26 protein-coding genes and 1 pseudogene are annotated in these 22,069 nt (G+C 70.0%); 16 read left to right on the top strand and 11 right to left on the bottom strand.

The annotated features are described in order from the left end of the window. Nucleotides 1–229 (top strand): annotated as a pseudogene (locus ACLBX9_RS13695) (porin family protein); the annotation flags it as partial. 197 nt (nt 230–426) lie between these two features. Next, nucleotides 427–1,194, top strand: coding sequence for a DUF2076 domain-containing protein (locus tag ACLBX9_RS13690; RefSeq protein ID WP_447719310.1), 768 nt, complete (start codon nt 427–429; stop codon nt 1,192–1,194). Between the two features lie 81 nt (nt 1,195–1,275). Here ACLBX9_RS13690 and ACLBX9_RS13685 read toward each other — a convergent pair whose 3' ends face one another. Further along, entirely contained in the window at nt 1,276–2,067 is a 792-nt protein-coding gene (locus tag ACLBX9_RS13685) for a L,D-transpeptidase (RefSeq protein WP_447719309.1), read from the bottom strand. Between the two features lie 291 nt (nt 2,068–2,358). Between ACLBX9_RS13685 and ACLBX9_RS13680 the strand changes: the two genes are divergently transcribed. The 6 genes from ACLBX9_RS13680 (at nt 2,359) to ACLBX9_RS13655 (ending at nt 7,444) form a co-directional block, all read left to right on the top strand. Continuing rightward, entirely contained in the window at nt 2,359–3,075 is a 717-nt protein-coding gene (locus tag ACLBX9_RS13680; protein WP_447719312.1) for a protein phosphatase CheZ, read from the top strand. 80 nt (nt 3,076–3,155) lie between these two features. Continuing rightward, a complete protein-coding gene (gene uvrC / locus ACLBX9_RS13675; RefSeq protein ID WP_447719308.1) occupies nt 3,156–5,222 on the top strand; it encodes an excinuclease ABC subunit UvrC in 2,067 nt (688 codons plus the stop codon). A gap of 73 nt (nt 5,223–5,295) precedes the next feature. Further along, nucleotides 5,296–5,895, top strand: coding sequence for a CDP-diacylglycerol--glycerol-3-phosphate 3-phosphatidyltransferase (gene pgsA / locus ACLBX9_RS13670; RefSeq protein WP_191991953.1), 600 nt, complete (start codon nt 5,296–5,298; stop codon nt 5,893–5,895). A gap of 57 nt (nt 5,896–5,952) precedes the next feature. Next, entirely contained in the window at nt 5,953–6,204 is a 252-nt protein-coding gene (moaD, locus tag ACLBX9_RS13665; protein ID WP_447719307.1) for a molybdopterin converting factor subunit 1, read from the top strand. 220 nt (nt 6,205–6,424) lie between these two features. After that, a complete protein-coding gene (locus tag ACLBX9_RS13660) occupies nt 6,425–6,655 on the top strand; it encodes a hypothetical protein (RefSeq protein ID WP_447719306.1) in 231 nt (76 codons plus the stop codon). A 90-nt stretch (nt 6,656–6,745) separates the two neighbouring features. After that, complete coding sequence (locus tag ACLBX9_RS13655; RefSeq protein WP_447719305.1) at nt 6,746–7,444, top strand: ribonuclease activity regulator RraA; 699 nt, start codon at nt 6,746–6,748, stop codon at nt 7,442–7,444. 12 nt (nt 7,445–7,456) lie between these two features. On the opposite strand, the gene ACLBX9_RS13650 is transcribed toward ACLBX9_RS13655, so the two are convergent. After that, a complete protein-coding gene (locus ACLBX9_RS13650; protein ID WP_447719304.1) occupies nt 7,457–8,233 on the bottom strand; it encodes an SDR family NAD(P)-dependent oxidoreductase in 777 nt (258 codons plus the stop codon). Nucleotides 8,234–8,386: 153 nt separating this feature from the next. On the opposite strand from ACLBX9_RS13650, the gene ACLBX9_RS13645 reads away from it, so the two are divergent. After that, nucleotides 8,387–8,797, top strand: coding sequence for a flagellar biosynthesis repressor FlbT (locus ACLBX9_RS13645; protein WP_010682807.1), 411 nt, complete (start codon nt 8,387–8,389; stop codon nt 8,795–8,797). 13 nt (nt 8,798–8,810) lie between these two features. Here the strand turns inward: ACLBX9_RS13645 and flaF are convergent, their stop codons facing one another. Next, nucleotides 8,811–9,182 carry a flagellar biosynthesis regulator FlaF gene (gene flaF / locus ACLBX9_RS13640; protein ID WP_039892385.1) on the bottom strand — a complete coding sequence of 124 codons (372 nt, stop codon included), beginning with the start codon at nt 9,180–9,182 and terminating at the stop codon, nt 8,811–8,813. A 168-nt stretch (nt 9,183–9,350) separates the two neighbouring features. On the opposite strand from flaF, the gene ACLBX9_RS13635 reads away from it, so the two are divergent. Beyond that, on the top strand, nt 9,351–9,596 hold the full coding sequence (locus tag ACLBX9_RS13635) for a hypothetical protein (protein ID WP_039892382.1): 246 nt from the start codon (nt 9,351–9,353) through the stop codon (nt 9,594–9,596). Here ACLBX9_RS13635 and ACLBX9_RS13630 read toward each other — a convergent pair whose 3' ends face one another. The 3 genes from ACLBX9_RS13630 to ACLBX9_RS13620 form a co-directional block, all read right to left on the bottom strand. Then, the gene (locus ACLBX9_RS13630) at nt 9,597–9,818 is read right to left on the bottom strand and encodes a hypothetical protein (protein ID WP_158168874.1); all 222 of its coding nucleotides are present in this window, start codon (nt 9,816–9,818) and stop codon (nt 9,597–9,599) included. A gap of 4 nt (nt 9,819–9,822) precedes the next feature. Further along, nucleotides 9,823–10,146, bottom strand: coding sequence for a hypothetical protein (locus ACLBX9_RS13625; protein ID WP_010682803.1), 324 nt, complete (start codon nt 10,144–10,146; stop codon nt 9,823–9,825). A 127-nt stretch (nt 10,147–10,273) separates the two neighbouring features. After that, nucleotides 10,274–10,783 carry a metallophosphoesterase family protein gene (locus tag ACLBX9_RS13620; RefSeq protein WP_010682802.1) on the bottom strand — a complete coding sequence of 170 codons (510 nt, stop codon included), beginning with the start codon at nt 10,781–10,783 and terminating at the stop codon, nt 10,274–10,276. A gap of 161 nt (nt 10,784–10,944) precedes the next feature. On the opposite strand from ACLBX9_RS13620, the gene ACLBX9_RS13615 reads away from it, so the two are divergent. The 5 genes from ACLBX9_RS13615 to ACLBX9_RS13595 all read left to right on the top strand — a co-directional run bounded on the left by ACLBX9_RS13615 (nt 10,945) and on the right by ACLBX9_RS13595 (nt 17,556). Beyond that, nucleotides 10,945–11,664 (top strand): cytochrome c biogenesis CcdA family protein, encoded by a 720-nt coding sequence (locus ACLBX9_RS13615; protein ID WP_010682801.1) that lies wholly within the window; start codon nt 10,945–10,947, stop codon nt 11,662–11,664. 199 nt (nt 11,665–11,863) lie between these two features. Further along, nucleotides 11,864–13,816 carry a glycosyltransferase gene (locus ACLBX9_RS13610; protein ID WP_244625648.1) on the top strand — a complete coding sequence of 651 codons (1,953 nt, stop codon included), beginning with the start codon at nt 11,864–11,866 and terminating at the stop codon, nt 13,814–13,816. Beyond that, nucleotides 13,813–14,937, top strand: coding sequence for a glycosyltransferase (locus tag ACLBX9_RS13605; RefSeq protein ID WP_010682799.1), 1,125 nt, complete (start codon nt 13,813–13,815; stop codon nt 14,935–14,937). The genes ACLBX9_RS13610 and ACLBX9_RS13605 overlap by 4 nt, the downstream gene beginning before the upstream one ends. Before the next feature lie 281 nt (nt 14,938–15,218). Next, on the top strand, nt 15,219–16,694 hold the full coding sequence (locus tag ACLBX9_RS13600; RefSeq protein WP_447719303.1) for a GumC family protein: 1,476 nt from the start codon (nt 15,219–15,221) through the stop codon (nt 16,692–16,694). A 73-nt stretch (nt 16,695–16,767) separates the two neighbouring features. After that, nucleotides 16,768–17,556, top strand: coding sequence for a WecB/TagA/CpsF family glycosyltransferase (locus ACLBX9_RS13595; protein ID WP_447719302.1), 789 nt, complete (start codon nt 16,768–16,770; stop codon nt 17,554–17,556). A 2-nt stretch (nt 17,557–17,558) separates the two neighbouring features. Here the strand turns inward: ACLBX9_RS13595 and ACLBX9_RS13590 are convergent, their stop codons facing one another. The 5 genes from ACLBX9_RS13590 to ACLBX9_RS13570 form a co-directional block, all read right to left on the bottom strand. Next, entirely contained in the window at nt 17,559–18,134 is a 576-nt protein-coding gene (locus ACLBX9_RS13590) for an NUDIX domain-containing protein (RefSeq protein ID WP_447719301.1), read from the bottom strand. A gap of 38 nt (nt 18,135–18,172) precedes the next feature. Then, a complete protein-coding gene (locus ACLBX9_RS13585; RefSeq protein WP_010682795.1) occupies nt 18,173–18,427 on the bottom strand; it encodes a sulfurtransferase TusA family protein in 255 nt (84 codons plus the stop codon). A gap of 66 nt (nt 18,428–18,493) precedes the next feature. Then, on the bottom strand, nt 18,494–18,829 hold the full coding sequence (locus tag ACLBX9_RS13580; protein WP_447719300.1) for a hypothetical protein: 336 nt from the start codon (nt 18,827–18,829) through the stop codon (nt 18,494–18,496). A gap of 97 nt (nt 18,830–18,926) precedes the next feature. Then, complete coding sequence (locus ACLBX9_RS13575; RefSeq protein WP_447719299.1) at nt 18,927–20,294, bottom strand: glutamate--cysteine ligase; 1,368 nt, start codon at nt 20,292–20,294, stop codon at nt 18,927–18,929. Between the two features lie 295 nt (nt 20,295–20,589). Continuing rightward, the gene (locus ACLBX9_RS13570) at nt 20,590–21,342 is read right to left on the bottom strand and encodes a 16S rRNA (uracil(1498)-N(3))-methyltransferase (RefSeq protein WP_447719298.1); all 753 of its coding nucleotides are present in this window, start codon (nt 21,340–21,342) and stop codon (nt 20,590–20,592) included. A 219-nt stretch (nt 21,343–21,561) separates the two neighbouring features. Between ACLBX9_RS13570 and ACLBX9_RS13565 the strand changes: the two genes are divergently transcribed. Further along, entirely contained in the window at nt 21,562–22,032 is a 471-nt protein-coding gene (locus tag ACLBX9_RS13565) for a hypothetical protein (protein WP_010682791.1), read from the top strand. The last annotated feature ends 37 nt before the right edge of the window (nt 22,033–22,069 follow it).

The raw sequence follows: 22,069 nt of genomic DNA, 5'->3' as shown, positions 1-22,069 counted from the left end.
CGAGTACGCCCTGCCCACCGACTCCTTCCTGAACTTCTTCCGCTCCTCGGCCGTCACGCTCAAGGTCGAAGGCCTGTACGTCAACCTCGACCGCAACACCCGCAACCAGGGCGCGTTCGTCATCAACGCCGCCAACAACGTCCCGGCCGTCTACAGCCCGATCGGACGACGCGCCGACGAGTTCGCCGTCGTCCGCGCCGGCCTGAACTACAAGTTCGGCACCTTCTAGGATCGGGGCGGCGCGGCTGCGGCCGCGTCCCACGGTCGGAGTGCAGGAAGCCCGGCCCACAGGCCGGGCTTCTCGCGTTTCGGGACCCGCCAATGAAGTTTTCGCAATCCCCCTGACAAAGCGTCGCCGCGCACCCATGTCCTAGCTGCCATGCGGCGCGTTCGGGCCCGCGGGTGAGATTCGAGGAGGACGACTCCATGAACAGCGAAGAACGCGACGTCATTTCGGGTATCTTCCAGCGGCTGGAGCAGGCACAGACCCAGCCCCGCGACGCGGAGGCGGAGCGCTTCATCGCCGACAAGCTCCGTGCGCAGCCCTACGCGCCCTACGCGATGGCGCAGCTGATCTACGTGCAGGAAGAGGCGATCAAGAGCCTGAACCAGCAGCTGGAGCAGGCCCGCAGTCAGGCGGCCCCGGCCCAGTCGTCTGGGGGCGGCGGCTTCCTGTCGAGCATCTTCGGCGGCGGCGGCCAGCAGCGCCAGGAGCCCCAGCCCGGCTACGGGCAGCCGCGTCCGGGCGGCCAGCCCTGGGGCAATCAGGGCGGCCCGCCGCAGGGTTACCCCCAGCAGGGCGGCTACCCGCAACAGGGCGGCTACCCGCAGCAGCAGGGCGGCCCGTGGGGCGGCCAGCCCCAGGCCCCGGCGCGCGGCGGCGGCTTCATGGCGACGGCGCTGCCCATGGCGGCCGGCGCGGCGGGCGGCATGCTCCTCGGCAGCGCCCTGTCGAACGCCTTCGCGGGCGGCCATTCCAGCCTCGGCAGCGCCGCGGCAGCGGGCCTCGGCGGCGGAAGCGGCGAGACCATCGTCAACAACTACTACGGCGACGGCGGTGGCAACCAGGATCTCGGCTCGGCCCTGGACAACAGCGGCGGCGACATGGGCGGCTTCCAGGACGCCGGCTACAGCGATCCGGGCGGTGATTTCGGCGGCGACCTCGGCGGCGGCGACGACAGCGACTGGACCTGATTGTCCGGCACACCGAATAGAAGGCTCGGTCGCGTCAGGCGCGGCCGGGCCTTCCTCGTATCTGGGGGAAGCGTGAGGCGTTCAGAGAACCTCGACCCGCGTTCCCACGGGCACGCGCTCGTAGAGATCGATGACGTCGTCGTTCATCATCCGGATGCACCCCGACGAGACCGATTGCCCGATCGTGTTGGGCTCGTTCGTCCCGTGGATCCGGTAGAGTGACGAGCCGAGATAGAGGGCCCGTGCGCCCAGCGGGTTCTCCGGGCCGCCGGCCATGTGGCGCGGCAGGTCGGGGCGGCGGGCGAGCATCTCGGCCGGCGGCGTCCAGTCCGGCCATTCCGCCTTGCGGCTGACGGTCTTGAGCCCGCTCCAGGCGAACCCGGGCCGGCCGACACCGATGCCGTAGCGGAGAGCCCGCTGGCCGGCCTGCACGAGGTAGAGGTGCTTGCCCGCAGTGTCGATCACGATTGTTCCGGGCCTCTGCGAGCCGGGGAACGCGACCTCCTGGCGCTGATATTCGGGTGCGACCGCGCGGGCGATGCGGCTCGGATCGGCCAGAGGCGCGCCGTAGCCGCCGGTCGGCGTTGCCCCATAGGGTTGTGGCTGTGCGTAGACCTGGGCTGGCCCGGGCTCGGCGGGCAGAAGCTCGCCCGAATAGGCCGCGACCCGCATAGGCGCCTCGCCCCGCTGCGGCTGCGCGTAACGCTGCGGCCAGGTCTGCCGCCCGGCCCCGGCCCCGCCTGTGACGATATACTCGATCAGGCCGCCCCCGTAACCACCCTCGGCGTAGCGCGCCTGTTGCGCCTGCGCGGGCACGCAGGCGGCAGCCGCGGCCAAGGCCGCCCACAGACCCACACGGACCGATCCCCGCATCGCAACCTCCCGCACCGGGGCACACGCCCGCTGCGTCGGGAGGATCCCGCCGGATCTTGGCGAATCAGGTGAACGAACGTGGTGAATCCGGCTGAACCGCGTTGCCCTCCCCGCCCGGACGGCCTCAGCGTGAATCAAACGTCAATGCCGGTGCTTCGCCGGGGGCACCGAATTCTTGGCCGCTTCTTCGTCGCGGTGCCACGCATGCGTTGGCAAGCTTGGCAGTCACAGTCCGCTAACTGATGTGTTAGAGAGTTGGGCCGACGGAACCCGAACGCCTACGCCCGGATGATGACCCAGAAGCGCTACCGCATCGAAGACGTTCTCGGGCTTCCCGGGGCCCCGCCACCGCCGGCGGGCGTTCCCGCCTCAGGCGAGCGCCTCGACGAGATCTACAACGCCATCCAGGACCTGCGCCGCATCACGCAGATGAGCGCCAGCGAGACGGTCGAATCGTGCCGGCGCGAGCTGCACGAGGCCCTGGCCATGCGGACCGAGCTGGACGTGATGAAGGAGGCGATTACCCGCACGAAGGCGGAGCTGGCGACCCTCCACAGGACCGAATACACCGGCAAGGGCATGCGTCGGGCCGCGGACGAGCTCGACGCCGTCGTGGACTCGACGGAGCGCGCGACGACGCAGCTCCTCGGCGCGATCGAGGAGATCGAGAGCCATGCCGGCATGCTCAACGCCACGACCCTGCCGCCCGGCATGAAGCCGCACATCGACGTCATCCTAGAGCGGGTGATCACGGCCTACGAGGCCTGCAACTTCCAGGACCTGACGGGCCAGCGGATCAGCAAGATCGTCGGTGTGATGAAGTTCATCGAGGAACATCTTGACCGGCTGATCGCCACATGGTCGGAGCTGGACAGCTTCAAGGAACTCATCGCCGTCATGCCGGTCTCCACCGCCCTGGACGACGAGAGCAGCTTGCTCAACGGGCCGAAGCTCGATCACGATATCGGCCACGTCGACCAGAGCGACATCGACTCGCTGTTCGATTGATCGCTTCGATCGGCCGCCGACGCGCATTTTTTGTCGGCGGCCCCGTCCCCCTCGGCGGCCGGAACGCTTAGATCTGCGGTATGAGCCGCAGAGCCCTCTCAGACCTGCCCCCCGATACCTTCGACGACGGCCGCGATGCCGAGCGGGACGAGGGCGCAGACGAGCCCGAGGCCGGTCTTCCCACCGACGAGTCGCCGGAGATCGATTTCGACTTCGAGCCCGGCGCCGTGCAGGCCGGCACGGAGGTGATCCGCCGCTTCTGGTCGACGCTGCCGTCCTCGCCGGGCGTCTACCGGATGTTCGATCACCGGGGCGACGTCCTCTACGTCGGCAAGGCGAAGAACCTGAAGAACCGGGTCGGCTCCTATGCCCGGGGTCAGGCGCACTCGAATCGCATCGCCCGGATGATCTCGCAGACGGCGGCGATGGAATTCGTCACCACCGCCACAGAGACCGAGGCGCTGCTCCTGGAAGCCAACCTGATCAAGCAGTTGAAGCCCCGCTTCAACGTGCTGATGCGGGACGACAAGTCATTCCCCTACATCCTGGTCACGGATGACGGCCCCGCACCGCAGATCGTCAAGCATCGCGGCGCAAGGCGGCGGAAGGGCAGCTATTACGGTCCCTTCGCGAGCGTCTGGGCGGTGAATCGGACAGTGAACGCCCTGCAGCGCGCCTTCCTGCTGCGCACCTGCACGGACAGCTACTACGAGAACCGGACCCGGCCCTGCCTGCTCTACCAGATCAAGCGCTGTTCCGGCCCCTGCACGGGCGAGATTGCCCAGGAAGACTACGCCACCATGGCGGACTCGGCCCGCGCCTTCCTGGCGGGCAAGTCGAACGCCGTGAAGGATCGGATGCGCGCCGAGATGCAGGAGGCCTCCGAGGCCATGGAGTTCGAGCGTGCGGCCCGCTTCCGGGACAGGATCGCCGCGCTCTCGGCCATCCAGGGCGTCCAGGGAGTCAACACCCAGGGCGTCGAGGAAGCGGACGTGTTCGCCCTGGACGAGCAGGCCGGCCAGTTCTGCATCGAGGTGTTCTTCTTCCGGAACTTCCAGAACTGGGGCAACCGCGCCTATTTCCCGAAGGCCGACCGGACCATGACGCCCGACGAGGTGCTGGGCTCGTTCATCGGCCAGTTCTACGACGACAAGCCGGCGCCCCGGACGATCCTGACCAGCCACCAGATCGAGGATGCGGAACTGGTGGCCGCCGCCCTGTCGAGCCGCGTCGATCACCGCGTCGAGATCCATCGGCCGAGCCGCGGCGAGCGCAAGAACCTCGTCGATTACGCCCAGCGCAACGCCAAGGAGGCGCTCGCCCGGCGCCTCGCCGACACGGCGTCCCAGGGCAAGCTGCTCGCGGCCCTGGGGCAGGCCTTCGGCCTCGACCGCGCGCCGCGCCGGATCGAGGTCTACGACAACTCGCACATCATGGGCACGAACGCCGTCGGCGGGATGATCGTCGCAGGGCCCACGGGGTTCATGAAGACGCATTACCGCACGTTCAACATCAAGTCGGAGGAGCTTACCCCCGGGGACGATTACGGCATGATGCGCGAGGTTCTGCAGCGCCGGTTCAAACGCTTGGTGAAGGAGGCGCCCCGTACCGAGCGGGAGGCGGCGGCCGCCGCCGCGGACGGTGGCGCGCAGGCGCCAGTGCCGCCGCCCGCGGAGGACGGCGAGGCGTTCCCAGCGTGGCCGGACCTCGTGCTGATCGACGGCGGCAAGGGGCAGCTCGACGCCGCCCGGACCGCCCTCGACGAAGTTGGCGTCTCGGGCGTACCCCTGGTCGGCGTCGCCAAGGGGCGCGACCGCGACGCCGGACGCGAGACGTTTTTCGTGCCCGGCCGTGCGCCCTTCAAGCTTCCGCCGCGCGACCCGACGCTCTACTTCGTGCAGCGACTCCGAGACGAGGCGCACCGCTTCGCCATCGGCAGCCACCGGGCCAAGCGCAAGCGTGAGATGGTCAAAAATCCCCTGGACGAGATTGCCGGCATCGGGCCCAGCCGCAAGCGCGCGCTGCTGCACCATTTCGGGACCGTGAAGGCCATCCAGCGCGCGGCTTTCGAGGACCTGGCCAAGACGCCGGGCGTCAATGCCGCCACCGCCCGGGCCGTGTACGACTTCTTCCATGCCGGCGCCTGAAAACCCCGCCGCGATGGCCGAGCCCGGCCCGGAGGCGTTGACGCCCGCGCCGCGCTCTGATTTCACCCCGGCGATGAACGCCGTCCTCCCTCGACGACGGTCGCCGGCCTGGACGCTTGCGAACTGCCTGACCTACGGGCGCCTCGTCGCGGTACCGGTGATGGTCGCGCTGCTGTTCTGGCCCGAATCCCACACTGCCCGGTGGTCGGCGCTGGGCGTGTTCGTGGCCGCCGCGATCACCGACTACCTGGACGGGTACGTCGCCCGCACATATCACCAGAGCTCGGCACTCGGCCGGATGCTCGACCCGATCGCCGACAAGCTTCTGGTCTCGGCCTGCCTGCTGATGCTGACGGCGGACCACACGATCGTCGGCACGAACATCTGGGCCGCCATCGTGATCCTGTGCCGCGAAGTGCTGGTCTCCGGTCTGCGCGAATACCTGGCCGAGCTGAAGGTCGGCGTGCCGGTCAGCAAGATCGCCAAGTGGAAGACCACCGTGCAGCTCGTCGCCCTCGGATTCCTGGTGGCCGGCCCCGCGGGCGAGACGGTCCTCCCCGGGACGGTGCCGATCGGCCTGACACTGCTGTGGCTCGCCGCGGCCCTCACGCTGTGGACCGGGTGGGACTACATGCGGGCCGGCATCAAGCACGTCATCGACGACCCGCGCTGATGCGCCGGGCCACGGGATGCGCGGCCCGCCCCCAAAAAAGTGCGCTACGGTGATGCGATGAAGCTCGTCTATTTCGCCTGGGTCCGGGAACGGATCGGCCGTCCCGAGGAGGAGTTGGCCCTGCCGCCGGATGTCGCCACCGTCGCGGACCTTGTGGGCTGGCTGCGCGGGCGCGGCGAGGAATACGCCTACGCGTTCGAGGATCCGGGCGTGGTGCGGGCCGCCATCGATCGCGCCCATGCCAAGCCCGAGACGTCGATCGTGGGCGCCCGCGAGATCGCGTTCTTCCCACCCATGACCGGCGGGTAATGAGCGTCGCGGACGTCTGCGCACGTAGTCGGCCCGGCTTGAAACACCCCGGATTCCGGCGTTTCTGGCGCGGTCGCTCCGGCTGAACCTCATGCCGAACGGCGCGCGGACCGAGCCAAGTTCCTTTACGGGTTCGGGCCGCCTCCATGACTTTCAGATCAGCGGAACGCTCAAGCTGGGACCACGTTACTCGGTACCTATACCGATACTGGAGCCCACTATGCGCAAGTCGTTGCTCGCTACTGCTGCCCTCCTGAGCCTCTGCGCCGCGGCGCAGGCGCAGACCACCGTCATCGAGCGGGATCGCCCCGCCGTCGTCGTCGATCGCCCGGCCTCCGAGTCGAAGTCCGTGACCGTGCATGAACACGGCGACGGCTGCGTCACCAAGACGGTGCGCAAGGAGAACGACATGGGCGACTCCAAGACCGTGAAGAAGGAGTCGTGCGACTGACGCACGATCCCGCGCCGGGGCGGATCCCTCCCCGGCGCCAAGCTCGAAGAACCGCCGACGAGCTTCCGACGAGCCTTCGCGGAGACGATGATGCCGAGCGACTCTGAGATCGTCGCGACCCTCTCGCAGGTCACCACCGCCACGATCACCACGATCCTCCTGAAGAAGGGTCTCCGCAACGTCTGGCTGCGTGGGACCCGGCCACTGAAGGACGGGCAGCCCCGGATCGTCGGCCGTGCATTCACGCTGCGCTTCGTGCCGGCGCGCGAGGATCTCGCGACCCCCGAATCCTGGTCTTCCCCGACCTCGACCCGCGCGGCGATCGAGGCCATGCCCGCGGGCTGCGTCGCGGTGGTCGACGCGATGGGTGTGACCGATGCCGGCATTTTCGGCGACATCCTCTGCGCCCGCATGGCCAAGCGGGGGGTGGCCGCTCTGGTGACTGACGGTGTGGTGCGCGACGTCGCCGGGGTGATCGGCACCGGCCTGCCGGTCTGGTGCCAGGGCGCGGCGGCGCCGCCATCCGTCGCCGGCCTGACCTTCGTGGCGTGGCAGCAGCCCATCGCCTGCGGCGGCGTCGCCGTCTTCCCCGACGACGTCATCGTGGTCGATGCGGACGGCGCCGTCCTGATCCCGGCTGCGCTGGTGGAGACGGTTCTGGACCTCGCACCCGAGCAGGAGCGCTTCGAGGGCTGGGTCATGGACGAGGTCGGCAGAGGCACGGCACTGCCCGGCCTTTATCCTCCGGATGCCGAGACCAGGGCCCGCTACGAGGCCGGCAAGGACTAGAATCGGCTCCGCTCAGCGCCAGCCGGCATCCACGTAGTAGCCGTGCCCTGTGCACATCCGCGCGTCGTCCGAGGCCAGGAACAGGGCCAGGGCGGCGACGTCGGCCGGCTGTATGCGCCCGTCCAGGCACTGCGACGCGACGATCTCCGCCTCGCCCTCGGGCGTGTACCATTTCTCCTGCCGCGGCGTCTGAACATTGCCTGGCAGGATCGAGACCACCCGGATCCCGTCGCGGCCGAGATCGCGGGCCAAGGCGCGGCTCATACCCTCGATCCCCGCCTTGGCGGTCTGGTAGATGGCCAGATCCTTCAGGCCGAGATGCCAGCTGATCGATCCGAAGTTCAAGATCACACCACCGCCTGCCCGGCGCATCGCCGGCACCGCGGCCTGCGCGGCGAAGAACAGGTGGCGCAGGTTCACGGCGATCCGGTCGTCCCAATAGGCCGGCGTCACCTCCGCCAGCCGGTGCCGATCGTCATTGCCGGCGTTGTTGACCAGAATGTCCAGACCGCCGAGCGCCGCCTCGGCCTCGTCTACCAGCGCGCGCACGGCCCCGACGTCGGTGAGGTCGCAGCGCCGGAAGAGCGGCGGAGTCCCCGCTTCGGGCAAATGGCGGGCGACGAGCGCCTCGGCGGCGTCCACGGCGATGTCGCAGAACACGACATGTGCGCCCTGTGCCACGAAGGCTTCCACCAGGCCGGCACCGATGCCCGACGCGCCGCCCGTGATGAGGACGCGCTTCCCCCGGAGGCTCGGGTAATGCGCGCGGTTCACCTGCGTCGATGTCATCGGCTTGCTTTGACCGCGCCTCGAAGGACGATGATTTGTCTGAGTTTTAACAGCCGCTATGGCCCCGGGCAATGCGGCGCAGCGTCCCGCAAGTTGGCAAATCGTTAACGTTTGGCGAATGAAATCGCGGCGTCTTCTAGAATGGAAAACGCCATGCCCCTCCGACTGGAACTCAAGCCCTTCGAACGGCTGATCATCAACGGCGCGCTACTGCGCAATGGCGACCGCCGGTCGAGCTTCCTGATCGAAACCCAATGCAAGTTCCTCCGCGAGAGCGAGATCATCACGGAAACGGAAGCCGATACGGGCTGCAAGCAGCTCCACCTGACCTTGACGGTGATCTACCTCGCCGATGATCCGGCGCCGGGAATCGACCTGTTCTTCCGCCAGGCCACGGACCTGATCCGGCAGGCGCCCGCGGCCGCTCCGCAGGTCGCAGCCATCGCGGAGGCCGTCGAGGCCGGCGAGTTCTACCGGGCGCTCAAGCTCAGCCGCAAACTCGTGGAATGGGAGAATTCCGGCGCGAACCCACCGGACGACAGTCCGCCGCCGGCCGATTCGTGACGGCAACCCGGGCTCAGCCCGGATTGCCCTGCAGACCGGCCGCGATGTGGTTGTTGATCGACACGAGCGTCGCGATCTTCTCCGGGGTCGGTGCGATCATCGCGTCGACGCAGGTTCGAAGCACGTAGACGCCCAGGCGACCCACACCCTGCTTGACGTCGACGGGCAGCGGATTTTCGTCGGCCGTCGCCTCGGAGCTGAGCAGTGTCCAGACGCGCTGGTTGTATGACAGGGCCTCGTTGAGATGCCCGGTCTCACCTGCGGCGAGCCCCTGGCTGGCGCCGATCAGGCGCTGCGCGGCCTTGAGCAGGAGAGCGGATTCGGCCTCGCGCGGCGTCAGCGCGCTGTGTGCGGTCTTGGCATAGGCGTTGGCGGCGTTGTTCATCGGTGCTCCACCCCCGGCATCTGGCTCGCCCGCAATGCAGGCTTGCGCGTAGCTGTCGCAGAGCAGGAGTTAAAACCGCGTGAGCGGCAGATCCGCCATGATCCCGCCGGGTTGGACGACGACGACTTGTTCCGGTCTCAAGGAAACGTCCGCCGGAACGCGTCGCCGATGCTGAATTTTTTTCTCGGAACAGTTGCCGGAGGCCTAATCGCCTGTGTGCTGACCATCGCGGCGGCGCGCCATCCCGAGATTCAGGCGCGGCTCGGCCTGAAACAGGCCCCGATGCCGCTGGCCCTGGCGGCCGTAACCAAGCCGCCGGAGCCGGATTGCGGCCGGCGCACGGAGAACACTCCGCGGGTCGGCGCGCAGGACATGCTGTTCAACCGCCAGCGGTTCTGGTCGGTCGCGCCGTAATCAGAGAGCGCCGATGAGCACGATCAGCATCGTCGTCGCGACGGTGGTGCTGACAAAGCCGCAGAGGGCGGCCGCGAAGGACGGGCCGGTGCGGTCGGCGGCGGGCGGAAGCTCGTTCGAATGGGTAGCAGGAGACATCGGCGCAAAACCTTCTCGGCGACCTGAGTCGCGCATGTCGGGATGATGAGGCTCGATCGGGCCGCCCGAGGTGCGGGCGCGCACCCGGTCAGTCGCAGCGGTTGATTTTCTTGGCGATCCGGAGGCCCCGCAGTTCGCTGCGGAGATCGATCGCGACGACACCTTCACCGCAACGCTCGAAGGCGTCCCGGGCATCGTCGTAACGGTCGCCCACCTCGTCGAGCGTGTCGCAGACACGGTCATGGTCGCCGAGCCGCGCCTCCTGGCGGGCCTGAAACCGGAGGGCGTTGGCCTCGTCAATCTTGCGCTGGGCTTCCAGGCAGGCCGGAAGGGCCAGCGCCGACGAGGTCGAGATGATGCCGGCCGCAACGGCGGCGAGGCATCGGATCAGAGTGGCCGAACTGGCACTCACGGGTACACTCTCTTACGCGTTGTGGAGGCAGGCCCGGGAGGGACTGCCGGGTTTTCCGGGCTGGCTCGCGTCCATCCCGTCTCTGTCCGCTGAAACGGTGAAGCTGACGTGAAGGTTCCGATCCGGTTCAGCTCTTCCGGCGTCGCCGGGAGGCGAGGATTGCCGATACGGTGACAGGGACGGGCCCCATCGGGTCGACGCCGACATCGTACTGCTTCGGCATCGGCTTGAGCTTGCCGTGGCTGTGACCGTGCAGGTTGAGAGCGCCGCGGCTCATGCCGTTCCAGGTCCGGAACGCGTAATGGCAGAGCACCACCATCCGACCCTCCACCTCCAGTTCCGCGTAGTGGCGGATCGAGGCCCAGCCCGGCGCCGTCAGCGTCTCGGATCCGTCGTTGTTGCCGACGATCAAGTGCTTCTCGCCGTTCAGCCCGTCGAGGATCTCGCGGATCCGCGCGCCGCTCGGGCCGAGGGCAAAGTCGCCGAGGTGCCAGACCGTGTCGCCGGGCGAGACATTGGCGTTCCAGGCCGCGATCAGGCCGGCGTCGTGGGCCGCGAGATCGGGATAGGGCCGGTGATCGAACCGCAGCGCCCGCTGGTCGCCGAAATGCGTGTCGGCCGTGAAGAAGATGGTCACTTGTCGGCTCCGCGAGCGCCCGCCGACATCGCGCGGACAGCCGCCGAAGCCCGCCACACCCGCCCGGGTTCCCTCGGAGCCGTGATCGGGGGCCGCGTTGACGGGCCGCGCCGTAGGCGCGAAGCCTGCGCGGGAACGGGCGGAACGGCGGGGAACCGACCATGCTGGGGACGATGGGCTTCGCGTTCCTGGCCGGCCTCCTGTCGTTGCTCTCCCCCTGCGTCCTGCCTCTGGTGCCGATCGTGCTCGGCACGGCGGCCTCTGAGCATCGGCTCGGACCGGTGGCGCTGGCGGCCGGCCTGGCGATCGCATTCACCGCGATCGGGCTGTTCGTGGCGACGATCGGCTTCGCCATCGGACTCGACGGCGACGTCTTCCGCCGGGTCGGCGCAGTCCTCCTGATGATCCTGGGCCTCGTGCTGATGCTGCCGCGGCTCCAAGCTCAGGTCGCAACCGCGGCCGGACCCGTGGGCGCCTGGGCCGAGGCGCGTTTCGGCGGCGTCGGTTCCGTGGGCCTGTCGGGCCAGTTCGCCGTCGGGCTGCTGCTCGGCGCGGCCTGGAGTCCCTGCGTCGGCCCGACCCTCGGGGCCGCCTCGCTGATGGCGGCGCGGGGCGAGCAGCTCGGGAGCGTCGCCGTCACGATGCTGGCCTTCGGGATCGGGGCGGCCCTGCCGCTGGTGCTGCTCGGCTTCGCCTCTCGCGAGGCGCTGATGCGCTGGCGCGGCGGCCTCGCGGCGGCGGGCCGGACCGTGAAGGCCGGCCTCGGCATGGTCATGGTGGTGCTCGGCGTGCTGGTCCTGACGGGACTGGACAAGCGCGCGGAAGCCGCCCTGGTCGCGGCCTCGCCGGACTGGCTCACCGCCGCCACGACGCGCTACTGACGATCGGCGTGACCTTCCCGTACCGGACGGGTCAGAGACCCGCGATGGCCGATGCCCTTCCCCGGAGCTCGCGAGGAGGGCGTACCCGGGCAAAGGGAGGGCGAAGCAGCATGAGGCTTCGGCGGCCGGAGAGGCAATCTTCAACTTTCGCGGCCAGGCTCGCGCCGTGCATGACGTTCGATCCGCCACCGATATCGCCGTGACCGCACGCCTGTCGCCACCCGCGCACGGCATCGCCGACTGGCCATTCGGGCCGCGAGCCGCCACGCCCGCCCGGCCCGCATCCCTTCCCGACGGCCGCCCGTGGCCGCGAATCCGCGTGATCACCGTGGCCGGAGACGGGGCGGACCTCGCCGGGACTGTCGCGTCGGTCCTGCGCCAGGACTATCCGGAACTCCGCCACGACATCCTGGCTCCCGCGACCGGCCGCGCGGCCGTGGAGCGGACGCTGGCGGATCCCGACATCGATCACCTGCTCTGGCTCCGCGCGGGCGACCTCCTCGCCCCCGGCGCGCTCACCGCCTTGGCGCTGGAGGCCGCCCTGACCGGCGCCTCCGCGGTCGCCGGCCTGCGCATCCTGTTCGATGCCGCAGTCCGCGCCCTCGACGGCCCGGGAACGGGGACCTTCCCCGGCGGCGCGGTGCTCTGGGCCCGGGAGCACCTGCGCGCGCAGCTCGACCCCGAGGGGATGCTGCATGCGGCCGTCGCCTGGTCGGCGATCCCGGAGATCATGCGGTCGCATATCGGGCGCCCGGTGCTGCTCCACAGGCTGACGGCGGAAGCAGCTCCCCTGCCATCGGGATTGTCGATCGTGTCGCTCACAGGAACCGGCACGCAGGGGGGCGCTGGCGTCGCCCAGAGGCGGCTCGCCGAGGCGCTGATGCTGACCGGCCACCGCGTCACCGAGATCGCCCTGAGCCGGCGTCCCGAGGCCGCCGAGTGGACCGACCGCTTCCCCCAGGCCGAAGCGGCGATCGCGGCCGCCGCGCCCGACCTAGTCCTGGCCGGCAATCTGCACGGGGCGACCCGCAGCCTCGATGTGGTCGACCGCCTCGCCCGTCGTGGTCCGGTCGCGCTCGTCCTGCACGACCTGTTCCCGCTCACCGGACGATGCGCGCACCCCCGGGATTGCGGCCGCGCCCGGACCGGCTGCGATGCCGCCTGTCCCGGACCGGACGAGTACCCGCAGCTCGCCCCGAAGCGGATCGCCGGCATGCATGTCCGCAAGCGTGCGACCCTGGCCGGATCCGGGGCACCGTGGCTGCTCGCCAATTCCGACTGGACTCTGGCGCGCGCCCGGGACCTCGCGCCGACCGGCGCAGGCGCGGAGCGGGTCCAGCTCGCCTTCCCGACCGCCGTGTTTCGGCCGGGCGACCGCACCGCCCTGCGCCGCCAGCTCGGCCTGCCGGGAGACGGCGTGCTGATCCTGATCTCGGCAGTGATCGTCGATGGTCCCGACAAAGGCTTCTCGGATCTGCGCGACGCGCTCCGGGCCGTGGCGCGGCCGGGCGTCGCCGTGGTGGCGATCGGCCGGCTCGATGATCCGTCCCGGCTCGGCGTCCCGGACCTGTTCGCGCCCGGCCTTATCGGCGACGAGGAGACCTTGGCCGCCTGGTACGGCGCCTGCGATCTCCACGTCACGGCGAGCCGCCACGAGACCCTGGGCCAGACGCCTATCGAGGCCGGCCTCTGCGGCGTGCCGACCCTGGCCTATCGCACGTCGGGCCTGACCTCCGCGGTGATCGACGGCGTGTCCGGCCGGCTCGTGCCGGTGCGGCCCGGAGCCCTTGCCGAAGCCCTGGCGGATCTGGTCGCGGATGCGGATGCGCGGGTGCGCCTCGGCGCCTTCGCGCGCATCACCCTGGAGAGCCGCTACAGTCCGGCCGCCGCCGCCCTGTCGCTCGACGCGATACTCCGAAGGCGCGGGCTTCTGGATGCGGCGGCGCCCCTCACCTTCGCGCCGGCGATGCTCGGTCACTTTCCCTTCGCGGCCGAGCAGCGGCGGGGCGCGGCCGGCACTGTCCCGGCGGCCTCGCCGCGACTCGTCCGCCGGCTGCGGCGGGCCAAGCAGATGGTGCTCGGCCGCCGGATGCCGCTCTTCGTGCGCCGCTGCCTCTACCTCGCCGGGCGTCTCCGGCGGAGCGCCCCATGAGGCGCGACCCCAACGGGCCAGCCGCGTCTCAGGCCGGCGTGACGCGCAGGATCTATCTCGACCAGACCCACCTGCGCGGCCACGTCACCGGAATCGAGCGGGTCACCCTCGATCTGTTCGCCCCCGACAAACTCGGCCCTCACCAGATCCGGCCGGTGACCAGCCGATCGCTGCTGGGCATGACCATCGCGCAGCATCTCACGCTGCCCCTGCGGGCGCTCCGGGATCGGGACGCACTCCTCCTGTTCCCCGGCTTCCCGCCGGGACCGCTCTGCGCGCTCGCGGCCGCGCGCTGCCTCCTCTACGTGCACGACACGTTTCTGCTCGACCGGAAGGCGGATCTGAGCCTGCGCAGCCGGGTCTACATGAGCCCGAGCTTCGCATTCGCCCTGCGCTGGTGTCCGAACCTGTTCGTCAACAGCCGCACCACCGGCGAGGCGGTGCGGGCGGTCTGCGCGCGGCGCGCCCGCGTCGCCCTGCTGCGGCCGACCGTGCGCGACGCATTCGGCCTCGGCGACCTGCCCGGACCGGCGCCTTACGGCCACGGCCAAGCGCTCCGGCTGCTCGCCATCGGGACGATCGAGCCGCGCAAGAACTATCCGGCCGCCCTCGCCTTGACGGCGGCCCTGAACCGGGCCGGCATCCCGGCGGAGCTGCACCTCGTGGGCCGGGTCGGATGGGGGCGGCACGACTTCCTGCAGGCTCCGCCGGACTTCCTGCACCGGCACGGCTACCTGTCCGATGCCGAACTGCGAAGCCTCGTCGCCTCGTGCCACCTCCTGGTCTCGACCTCGAAGGCTGAGGGCCTCGGCCTCCCGATGCTGGAGGTGCAGCACGGCGGCCTGCCGGTCGCCGCGCCGGACGATCCCGTGTTCCGGGAGGTGCTGGGCACCTCCGGTCTGCTGGTCCGTCCTGAGGATCCGGAGACCGCCGCCGATGCCCTCGCGGCCTGGATCGCCGGAGGGGGCCTGATCGGCGCGGCCGAGCGGAGCCGGAGCAACGTGGCGCGCTGGAACGCGATGGCGGCCGACGATGGGCAGCGCTTCCAGCGGTTTCTATCCGGCGACGGAGCGGCCTACGCGGCTGTCGGGTCGATCGTGGCAGCAAACGGGATCGCGTGAGACCTGGTACGTAGTTCGCGGTGAGAACACGGTTAATTTTGCCTTAAAGCCGCGACAATTGGAGCGAAGTCAGTTAGCGTTAACTGTGGGTTTCCTGCTACCGGGCACCGCATCAAGCCGAGAGTTCTTGTCCGGTATGCCGATTGCTGGACTGTTGGAGAAGACATCGCTGCGACCCGAAAGCTGTCCCGGATCGGCACGAAGCCGGTCAGAAGCGGAACAGCTCCGGATGGCGGCGGTGGGCGGTCCGATCCGCCCCGACAGGTCAGGGAGCGAGGCGTATGTTCGACTTCTCGACACGAATGAGCGGTGAGCAGCCCGTCCGCATGGTCCTGCCGCAGACGTCGCCGCGGACGGAACCGCGCGTGATCCTGCGGCGGCTGTGGCGCGGCAGCGGTTTCATTGTCCTCGGCGGGCTGTTCATGGTGGCCGCCGCTGTGGCGCTGCTGGGCCTTCTGCCCCCGCGTTACACCTCCAGCATCCAGATCCTGGTGGACCCGAGCGACCTGCGGGTCGTCGAGAACGACGTGAACGCCCGTCAGCCGCAGGCCGACAGCGGCGTCTCCATCGCCGAGAGCCAAGTGCGGGTGATCCAGTCGGACAACGTCCTGCGCCGGGTCATCGCGAAGCTGCACCTCGATCAGGATGACGAGTTCGTGCAGCCGGACGGGAATAACCCGGTCGTCAACGCCGTGAAGGGCGCGCTCGGCATGCTGCCGCCGGCCGCCAGCCGGGATCCGGTCAACATCGCCCTCGACACGCTCCAGAACCGGCTCAGCGTCCGCCGGGCCGAGCGGACCTTCGTGATCGACGTGGCGGTGCAGTCCCGGGATCCCGAGAAGGCCGCGCAGATTGCCAACGCCATCGGTGACGCCTACTTCGCCGAGGAGGCCGCCGCCCGGACCGACACCGCCCGCCGCGCCTCGGACGCCCTGGCCGGCCGCCTCGCCAGCCTGAAGCGCGACGTCGAGGAGGCCGAGAGCGCGGTCGTGCGCTATCGGGAAGACCACAAGCTCGTGGCCTCCAGCGGTCGGCTGCTCACCGACCAGCAGCTCGGCGACCTGAACCAGCAGCTCGTCACCGCCTCCATCAAGACCGCGGAGGCGAAGTCCCGCCTCGATCAGGCCCGGAGGATGCGCTCGTCGGATCCCAGCACGGCCCTGCCCGAGATGCTGCAATCCCTCGAGATGCAGGCCCTGCGCCAGCAATACGCCACGCTGTCGCGGAACACCGCCGAACTCGCGACCCGGCTGGGCGAGCGTCATCCGGCCATGGCCGAGCAATACGCCCAGCAGCGCGACCTCCAGCGCCTGATCCAGCGCGAGAAGGAGCGGATCATCGAGACCACGCAGAAGGATTACGACCGCGCCGCCGCCAGCGAGGCGGCGATCCGGGCGAACCTCGACCGGGTGAAGACCGAGACGACGACCAGCGACCGGGCCTATGTCGGCCTGCGCGAGCTGGAGCGGACGCTCGACTCGCGCCGCGGCGTCTACGAGGCCTATCTGAAGCGCGCCCGTGAGGCGAGCGAGCAGGAACGGCTGAACACCACCAACGTCCGGGTCATCTCGGTGGCGACGCCCGCGCGCCAGCGGACCTTCCCGCCGTCGCCGAAGATCGTCCTGCCGCTGGCACTCGTGCTGGGCCTGCTGCTGGGTGGCGCCATCGCCCTGGTGCTGGGTGCCGACCGGGACCGCCGCCGCACGCGGCGCGCCGCCACGCGACCGGCCGCCAGCTTCCGGGCCGCCGATGCGTGATCTCGGGAACTTCGGCTTCGGCCTGGATGCGGGGGAAACGCTCGGTCGGGAGGTGTGTACCGTGCGATTGCCCATGCCACTCCCCCTCGCCTCCGGCTCCGCGGAGGCGAGCGCGACCGTCGAGCTGTTCGGCCTGCGGTTCCAGACCGCAGACGCCGCCACGGTGGTGGCCGCGGTGGCGGCCGGGTCCGGCGACGGACCCCGCATGATCGTGACGGCCAACGTCGATCACATCGTCCAGCTCGGCGAGAACGCCGATTTCCGCGGCGCCTATGCCCGTGCGGCAGCGCGCACCCTCGACGGGATGCCCCTGGTCTGGTTGGCCCGCCGGGCATCCCGCCGACCGGTCCATCGGGTGACCGGCCACGATCTCCTGGCCTGCATCCTCGCCGACCCGCCCGCCTTCGCGGGACGGATCTTCTTCGTCGCTTCCCGGCAGGATGCGGCGGACGCCTTGAGCGACCGCCTCCAGGCCGGCGGGCTGCCGGCCGGGTCGGTGACCAGCGTGGTGCCGCCCTTCGGGTTCGAGGCCGATCCGGATTACAGCCACGCCTTGATCGAGCGGATCCGCGCGCACAACACGACGCTGCTGGTCATGGCGGTCGGCGCTCCCAAGTCCGAGATCTGGGTCGACCGGCATCGGGCCCACCTCGGCGATCCGGTGGTGTTCTGCGTCGGCGACGCACTAAACGTGGCGGCGGGATGCATGTCCCGCGCACCGGGCGTGCTGCAGCGGCTCGGGCTCGAATGGGTCTTCCGCTTCCTGCAGGCGCCGCGCCGGCTGTTCCGCCGCTACTTCATCAAGTCCTGGCGGTTCGTCGGCATCGTGGCCCGTGATCGCGTGGCGCGCTGGGGCAGGTAGCCTCAGCCCCTGTCGGCGAATAGGTCGGGCCGCCGCAACTGCAGCGCGAACAGCAAGGTCAGCGACTTCATGTCGGTGAGCGCGCCCCGTCGGCTCATGGCGGCGAGTTCCGGCAGCGGGATCTCGTGCACGGCGACGGCCTCGCCCTCCGCCGCCAAGCCGCCGCCCATACCGGTGCGGTCGGCCGCGCCGTACGCGGCAAGGAACAGGTCCATCCGCTCGGTGGAGATGCCCGGCATCGACCAGGCGCTGACGACGAATTCGAGTTGGGTCAGGCGCAGGCCCGTCTCTTCCATCGCCTCGCGCCGCACCTCGTCCTCGGGCGCGCCCTCATCCAAAAGCCCTGCCGGGACCTCGACATGGCTCGGCGGCCCGCCCGCATAGAGGACCGGCGCGCGGAACTGCGAGACGAGGGTGGCAACGCGCCGGTCCGGATCGTAGGGGAGCACCGCCACCGCACGGCCATGATCCTCGATCTCCCGCGACATGCGGGTGCCGTCATCCTGCATCACCTCGGCCACGAGATAGCGCGCCCAGCCTTCGTGCACGAGGCGCACGCCCCCGATCCGTGGTGCCATGCCGTTCCCACCTCACCTTCGCGAGCCTCCGGGATCGTTCAGGAATGCGGCGGCTTCGCGGAGGCGGTGATGCGGAAGCGCAGGCGATCGCCGGACCGCTCCGCCCCGTCGAGCCGGGCGCCCTCCTCGCGCACGAGGTTCGGGATGTCGATCATCGCCATCGGATCCGTGCAGGTGACCACGAGGGTCCGGCCGGCCGGAAGGCGCCGCAGGGCCTTGCGGGCGCGCAGGACGGGGAGAGGACATTTGAGGCCGCTGAGGTCGAGATCGACGCTGTCAGGATCGTCGGCCACCAGAACCTCTCGCGCGCCGGTCCGAGAGCCCCGGTCGCCTTCGACGCGGGCTCGGCCGTGGCCGGCTCACCACACGGAATAGCCGAAGGCCGGGCCGTAATACCAATCGGGTGCCGACCAGACGTAGCGCGGGCCATTATAGCCGTACTCGAAGCCCGGTCGCACGACCGGCGCATAGGCGTATCCGTACCCGAACGGCACCGGGTACTGGTACTCGCCATAATAGCTGTAACGCGGCCGTCCCGGGACGAACCCGACCGCACCCCGCCCCTGATGCAGCGGTGCGCCGACGGACCCGCGCGCCGAAGGACCGTAGTACGGCGGATCGGCGGCCAAAGGGGTTCCAGTGCTCAGGACGAGGCCTGTCAGGCCGGCCAGGATGGCGGCGGGGATGCGGGCCATGGGTCGTGTCTTCCGGACGTGCAATCGATTCGGAACGTTCCAATAGCACGCGGCGTAGGAGATTCGCTGCCTGGACGGCGAGCCGATCAGGCGTCGGTCAGAACACGCAGTCCGAGAAGGCGGCGCGGACGCAGGAGCCCCAGCGGCCCTCGTAGTCGGCGAGCAGATCCTCGGCCCGCGTCCGTCCGGCGGCGACGATCGCTTCGAGGGACTGGAGGTAGACCGTCTCGTCGCGCCCCTCGGCATCGCGGCGCCCGCGCGCCCGCAGGCCCGACCGGGCGATGGCCAGGGCCTCGGCGGCGACGGCGCCGAGGGTTGTGTTCGCCACCGGGGTCGCGAGCCCGAGCCGCGGGGCGGTCGCCCGCGCGGCCTCGCGGTTCGCCGGGCTCCAGCCCTTCACCAGGTCGAGGGCGGCATCGAGAGCCGATTCGTCGTAGAGCAGCCCGGTCCAGAAGGCAGCCTGAGCGGCGATCATGCCGGGATCGCCGACATCCGAGCCACGCATCTCCAGGAAGCGCTTCAGGCGCACCTCCGGGAAGGCCGTGGAGGCGTGATTGGCCCAGTCAGACACGGTCGCGTACTCGCCCGGGAGCTGCGGTAGCTTGCCGGCCATGAGGTCGCGGAATGAGGCGCCCGAGACGTCGTGATAGGTGTCGCCGCGCTTCACGAAGTACATTGGCATGTCGAGCAGCCAGTCGACATAGGCCTCGTAGCCGAACCCGGCCTCGAACGCGAAGGGCAGCATCCCGGTGCGGTCGCCGTCGGTGTCGCGCCAGATCTCGGAGCGGCGCGACAGGAACCCGTTGGGCCGGCCGTCGGTGAAGGGTGAGTTGGCGAAGAGCGCGGTCGCCACCGGCTGCAGCGCCAGTGACGCGCGCATCTTGCGGACCATGTCGGCCTCGGAGGCGAAGTCGAGGTTCACCTGCACGGTGGCGGTCCGGAGCATCATGTCGAGGCCGAGCGATCCGACCTTCGGCATGTAGCCCGCCATGATCCGGTAGCGGCTCTTGGGCATCACCGGCGTCTCGTCACGGCGCCATCGCGGGCTCATGCCCAGCGTCAGGAATCCGATCCCCAGGGAGTCGGCCACCCGCTTCGTTGCCGCCAGATGCGTGGCGAGTTCGGCAGCGGTCGCGTGGACGTCGGAGAGCGCCGCGCCGGAGAGCTCGAACTGGCCGCCGGGCTCGATCGAGATCGCCCCACCCTCCTCCGCCGACAGGCCGATGATGTTGCCGAGGTCGAGGATCGGCTCCCAGCCGGTCTCGCGGGCGAGGCCTTCCAGCAGGGCACGGATGCCGTGCGCGCCGTCATACGGCACGGGCGTCCGGTCCGCGCGATAGAACGGGATCTTCTCGTGCTCGGTACCGATCGCGAAGCGGTCGCGCGGCTTCTCGCCCGCGGCGAACCAGTCGATCAGTTCGGCGCGCGTGGTGAGCGGCGTGGTGTCGTTGCTGTCGCGCGCCATGCGCTGCCTGCCCGTGCGTCTGTCTCAAAGCCTGGGATGAGAGCGCGCCGGAGTGCTCCGGCGGGTCCGCCCGGTTCACCCCCTCCCTGCGAACGGGGTCCGGACGGACACCCGCCCCCGACCCCGATCAGCGCGCGGCGCAGGCGGCGTCCGTGGAGGACATAATGGAGGCGCCGGGAACCCACAACGCGACTCCCGTGGACGGCGGCCCGCTTCACGTCCGATCCGGGGAAACAATCGCACCGACCGAGATCTTGATGTGCGCCGGCACACATCGATGCACGGGCCGCAGCCGTCAGCGCGCGTCGCCCAAGACGGCTTGGACCAGCGCCAGCACCGTGACGGCGGCGGTATCGGCCCGCAGGATCCGGGGTCCGAGGGACAGCGCCACGGTGTTGGGCCGGGCCCGGATCAGCGCCCGCTCCTCCTCGGAGAAGCCGCCCTCCGGCCCCACCAGCACGGCGAGCGGCGGCGGCGCCATCGGATCAGCCGCAGCGGACAGGGCCCGAACGGGATCGCGCACTGGTGCATCCTCGTCGCAGAAGACCAGAAGGCGCTCCGGCGCGAGATCCGTCAGGACCCTCGGCAGCCGCTCGGGTTCCGGGCATTCGGGAATCGCCAGGATGCCGCACTGCTCGGCGGCTTCGATCGCGTTGGCGCGCAGCCGGTCCAGGTTGACCCGATCGCCCTGCGTGAACCGGGTGATCACCGGGCGGATCGTTCCCGCGCCCATCTCGACGGCTTTCTGGGCCACGTAATCCAGGCGCGCGCTCTTCAGGGGCGCGAACAGGTAGTGCAGATCGGCGCGCGGCGTCTGTGGTCGCGTCCGCGCGGCGACGTGGAGGTCGGCGCCCTTCCGGCCGGTCTGGACGAGGTGCGCCCGCCACTCGCCGTCCCGGCCGTTGAAGATCAGCACGGGGTCGTCGGGCCCCTTGCGCAGGACGTTGAGCAGGTAGTTCGCCTGCGCCCGTTCGAGGGGCAGAGTTATGCCCGCCGCGAGGTCGGCCGCCACGAAGAGGCGCGGAGCGGTGAAGTCGTAGGCCGGCATGCGGGCGTGGTCGCGCGGCGTGGACCGCCTGTCAACGCGCGGCCGCCCGCGAAAAGTGTTGCCAAAAGATTACGAGCGTCGCTTTTCCGTCGCACGCGCACAGTCGCCGCGCCCTACCGGTTTGCCGCTCGATTGACGCCACATTCCTATGGCGAACCCAGGAGAACGGAAGTGAGCCGGCCGTCCGCGGATTCGGCAGAGCGTCGAGGGAGTCGTGGAATGGCAAAGGGGAGCGTGGCTCTGGGGACCACGGTGCTGATCGGCACCGTCCTGTTCGGGTCTGCGGCCTTCGCGCAGGGCGCGGCGCCGGAATGCGGCGCCATCCAGAAGACCCTGGCCGAGCGCAAGGCGCTGGTCGGCCGCGCCAACACGGCCTCGCAGTCTAAGAAGAAGATGACCCCGCAGGAGGCCTGTGCGCTGTTCGGCAAGCTCCAGGCCAACGGCGCCGAGGGCATCAAGTGGATCACCGCCAACAAGGAATGGTGCTCGATCCCCGATTCCTTCGCGGAGGGCTTCAAGGCCGACCACGTGAAGGTCAGCGGCATCCGCACCAAGATCTGCAGCGTGGCGGCCCAGGCGACCAAGATGGAGGCGCAGGCCCGTGCCCAGGCGCAGAACGGCGGCGGTGGCGGCCTTCTCGGCGGCCCGGGCTTGACCGGCAGCTTCAAGCTGCCGCAGGGCGCGTTGTAGGAGCGTCTGAGAGGATCGCGGATCCGGCGCGGATCCC

It is taken from the genome of Methylobacterium sp. A49B, assembly GCF_053346215.1.
This window is presented reverse-complemented; position numbering and strand designations above follow the sequence as displayed.

Coding starts and splice junctions, on each gene's coding strand:
- uvrC (WP_447719308.1), top strand. CDS start 3,156: ATGAGCCGCAGAGCCCTCTCAGACCTGCCCCCCGATACCTTCGACGAC.
- ACLBX9_RS13590 (WP_447719301.1), bottom strand. CDS start 18,134: ATGGCACCACGGATCGGGGGCGTGCGCCTCGTGCACGAAGGCTGGGCG.
- ACLBX9_RS13570 (WP_447719298.1), bottom strand. CDS start 21,342: ATGCCGGCCTACGACTTCACCGCTCCGCGCCTCTTCGTGGCGGCCGAC.
- ACLBX9_RS13595 (WP_447719302.1), top strand. CDS start 16,768: ATGCCACTCCCCCTCGCCTCCGGCTCCGCGGAGGCGAGCGCGACCGTC.
- ACLBX9_RS13690 (WP_447719310.1), top strand. CDS start 427: ATGAACAGCGAAGAACGCGACGTCATTTCGGGTATCTTCCAGCGGCTG.
- flaF (WP_039892385.1), bottom strand. CDS start 9,182: ATGAACAACGCCGCCAACGCCTATGCCAAGACCGCACACAGCGCGCTG.
- ACLBX9_RS13660 (WP_447719306.1), top strand. CDS start 6,425: ATGCGCAAGTCGTTGCTCGCTACTGCTGCCCTCCTGAGCCTCTGCGCC.
- ACLBX9_RS13635 (WP_039892382.1), top strand. CDS start 9,351: ATGCTGAATTTTTTTCTCGGAACAGTTGCCGGAGGCCTAATCGCCTGT.
- ACLBX9_RS13605 (WP_010682799.1), top strand. CDS start 13,813: ATGAGGCGCGACCCCAACGGGCCAGCCGCGTCTCAGGCCGGCGTGACG.
- ACLBX9_RS13600 (WP_447719303.1), top strand. CDS start 15,219: ATGTTCGACTTCTCGACACGAATGAGCGGTGAGCAGCCCGTCCGCATG.
- ACLBX9_RS13655 (WP_447719305.1), top strand. CDS start 6,746: ATGCCGAGCGACTCTGAGATCGTCGCGACCCTCTCGCAGGTCACCACC.
- moaD (WP_447719307.1), top strand. CDS start 5,953: ATGAAGCTCGTCTATTTCGCCTGGGTCCGGGAACGGATCGGCCGTCCC.
- ACLBX9_RS13575 (WP_447719299.1), bottom strand. CDS start 20,294: ATGGCGCGCGACAGCAACGACACCACGCCGCTCACCACGCGCGCCGAA.
- ACLBX9_RS13645 (WP_010682807.1), top strand. CDS start 8,387: ATGCCCCTCCGACTGGAACTCAAGCCCTTCGAACGGCTGATCATCAAC.
- ACLBX9_RS13580 (WP_447719300.1), bottom strand. CDS start 18,829: ATGGCCCGCATCCCCGCCGCCATCCTGGCCGGCCTGACAGGCCTCGTC.
- ACLBX9_RS13680 (WP_447719312.1), top strand. CDS start 2,359: ATGACCCAGAAGCGCTACCGCATCGAAGACGTTCTCGGGCTTCCCGGG.
- ACLBX9_RS13615 (WP_010682801.1), top strand. CDS start 10,945: ATGCTGGGGACGATGGGCTTCGCGTTCCTGGCCGGCCTCCTGTCGTTG.
- pgsA (WP_191991953.1), top strand. CDS start 5,296: ATGAACGCCGTCCTCCCTCGACGACGGTCGCCGGCCTGGACGCTTGCG.
- ACLBX9_RS13650 (WP_447719304.1), bottom strand. CDS start 8,233: ATGACATCGACGCAGGTGAACCGCGCGCATTACCCGAGCCTCCGGGGG.
- ACLBX9_RS13685 (WP_447719309.1), bottom strand. CDS start 2,067: ATGCGGGGATCGGTCCGTGTGGGTCTGTGGGCGGCCTTGGCCGCGGCT.
- ACLBX9_RS13565 (WP_010682791.1), top strand. CDS start 21,562: ATGGCAAAGGGGAGCGTGGCTCTGGGGACCACGGTGCTGATCGGCACC.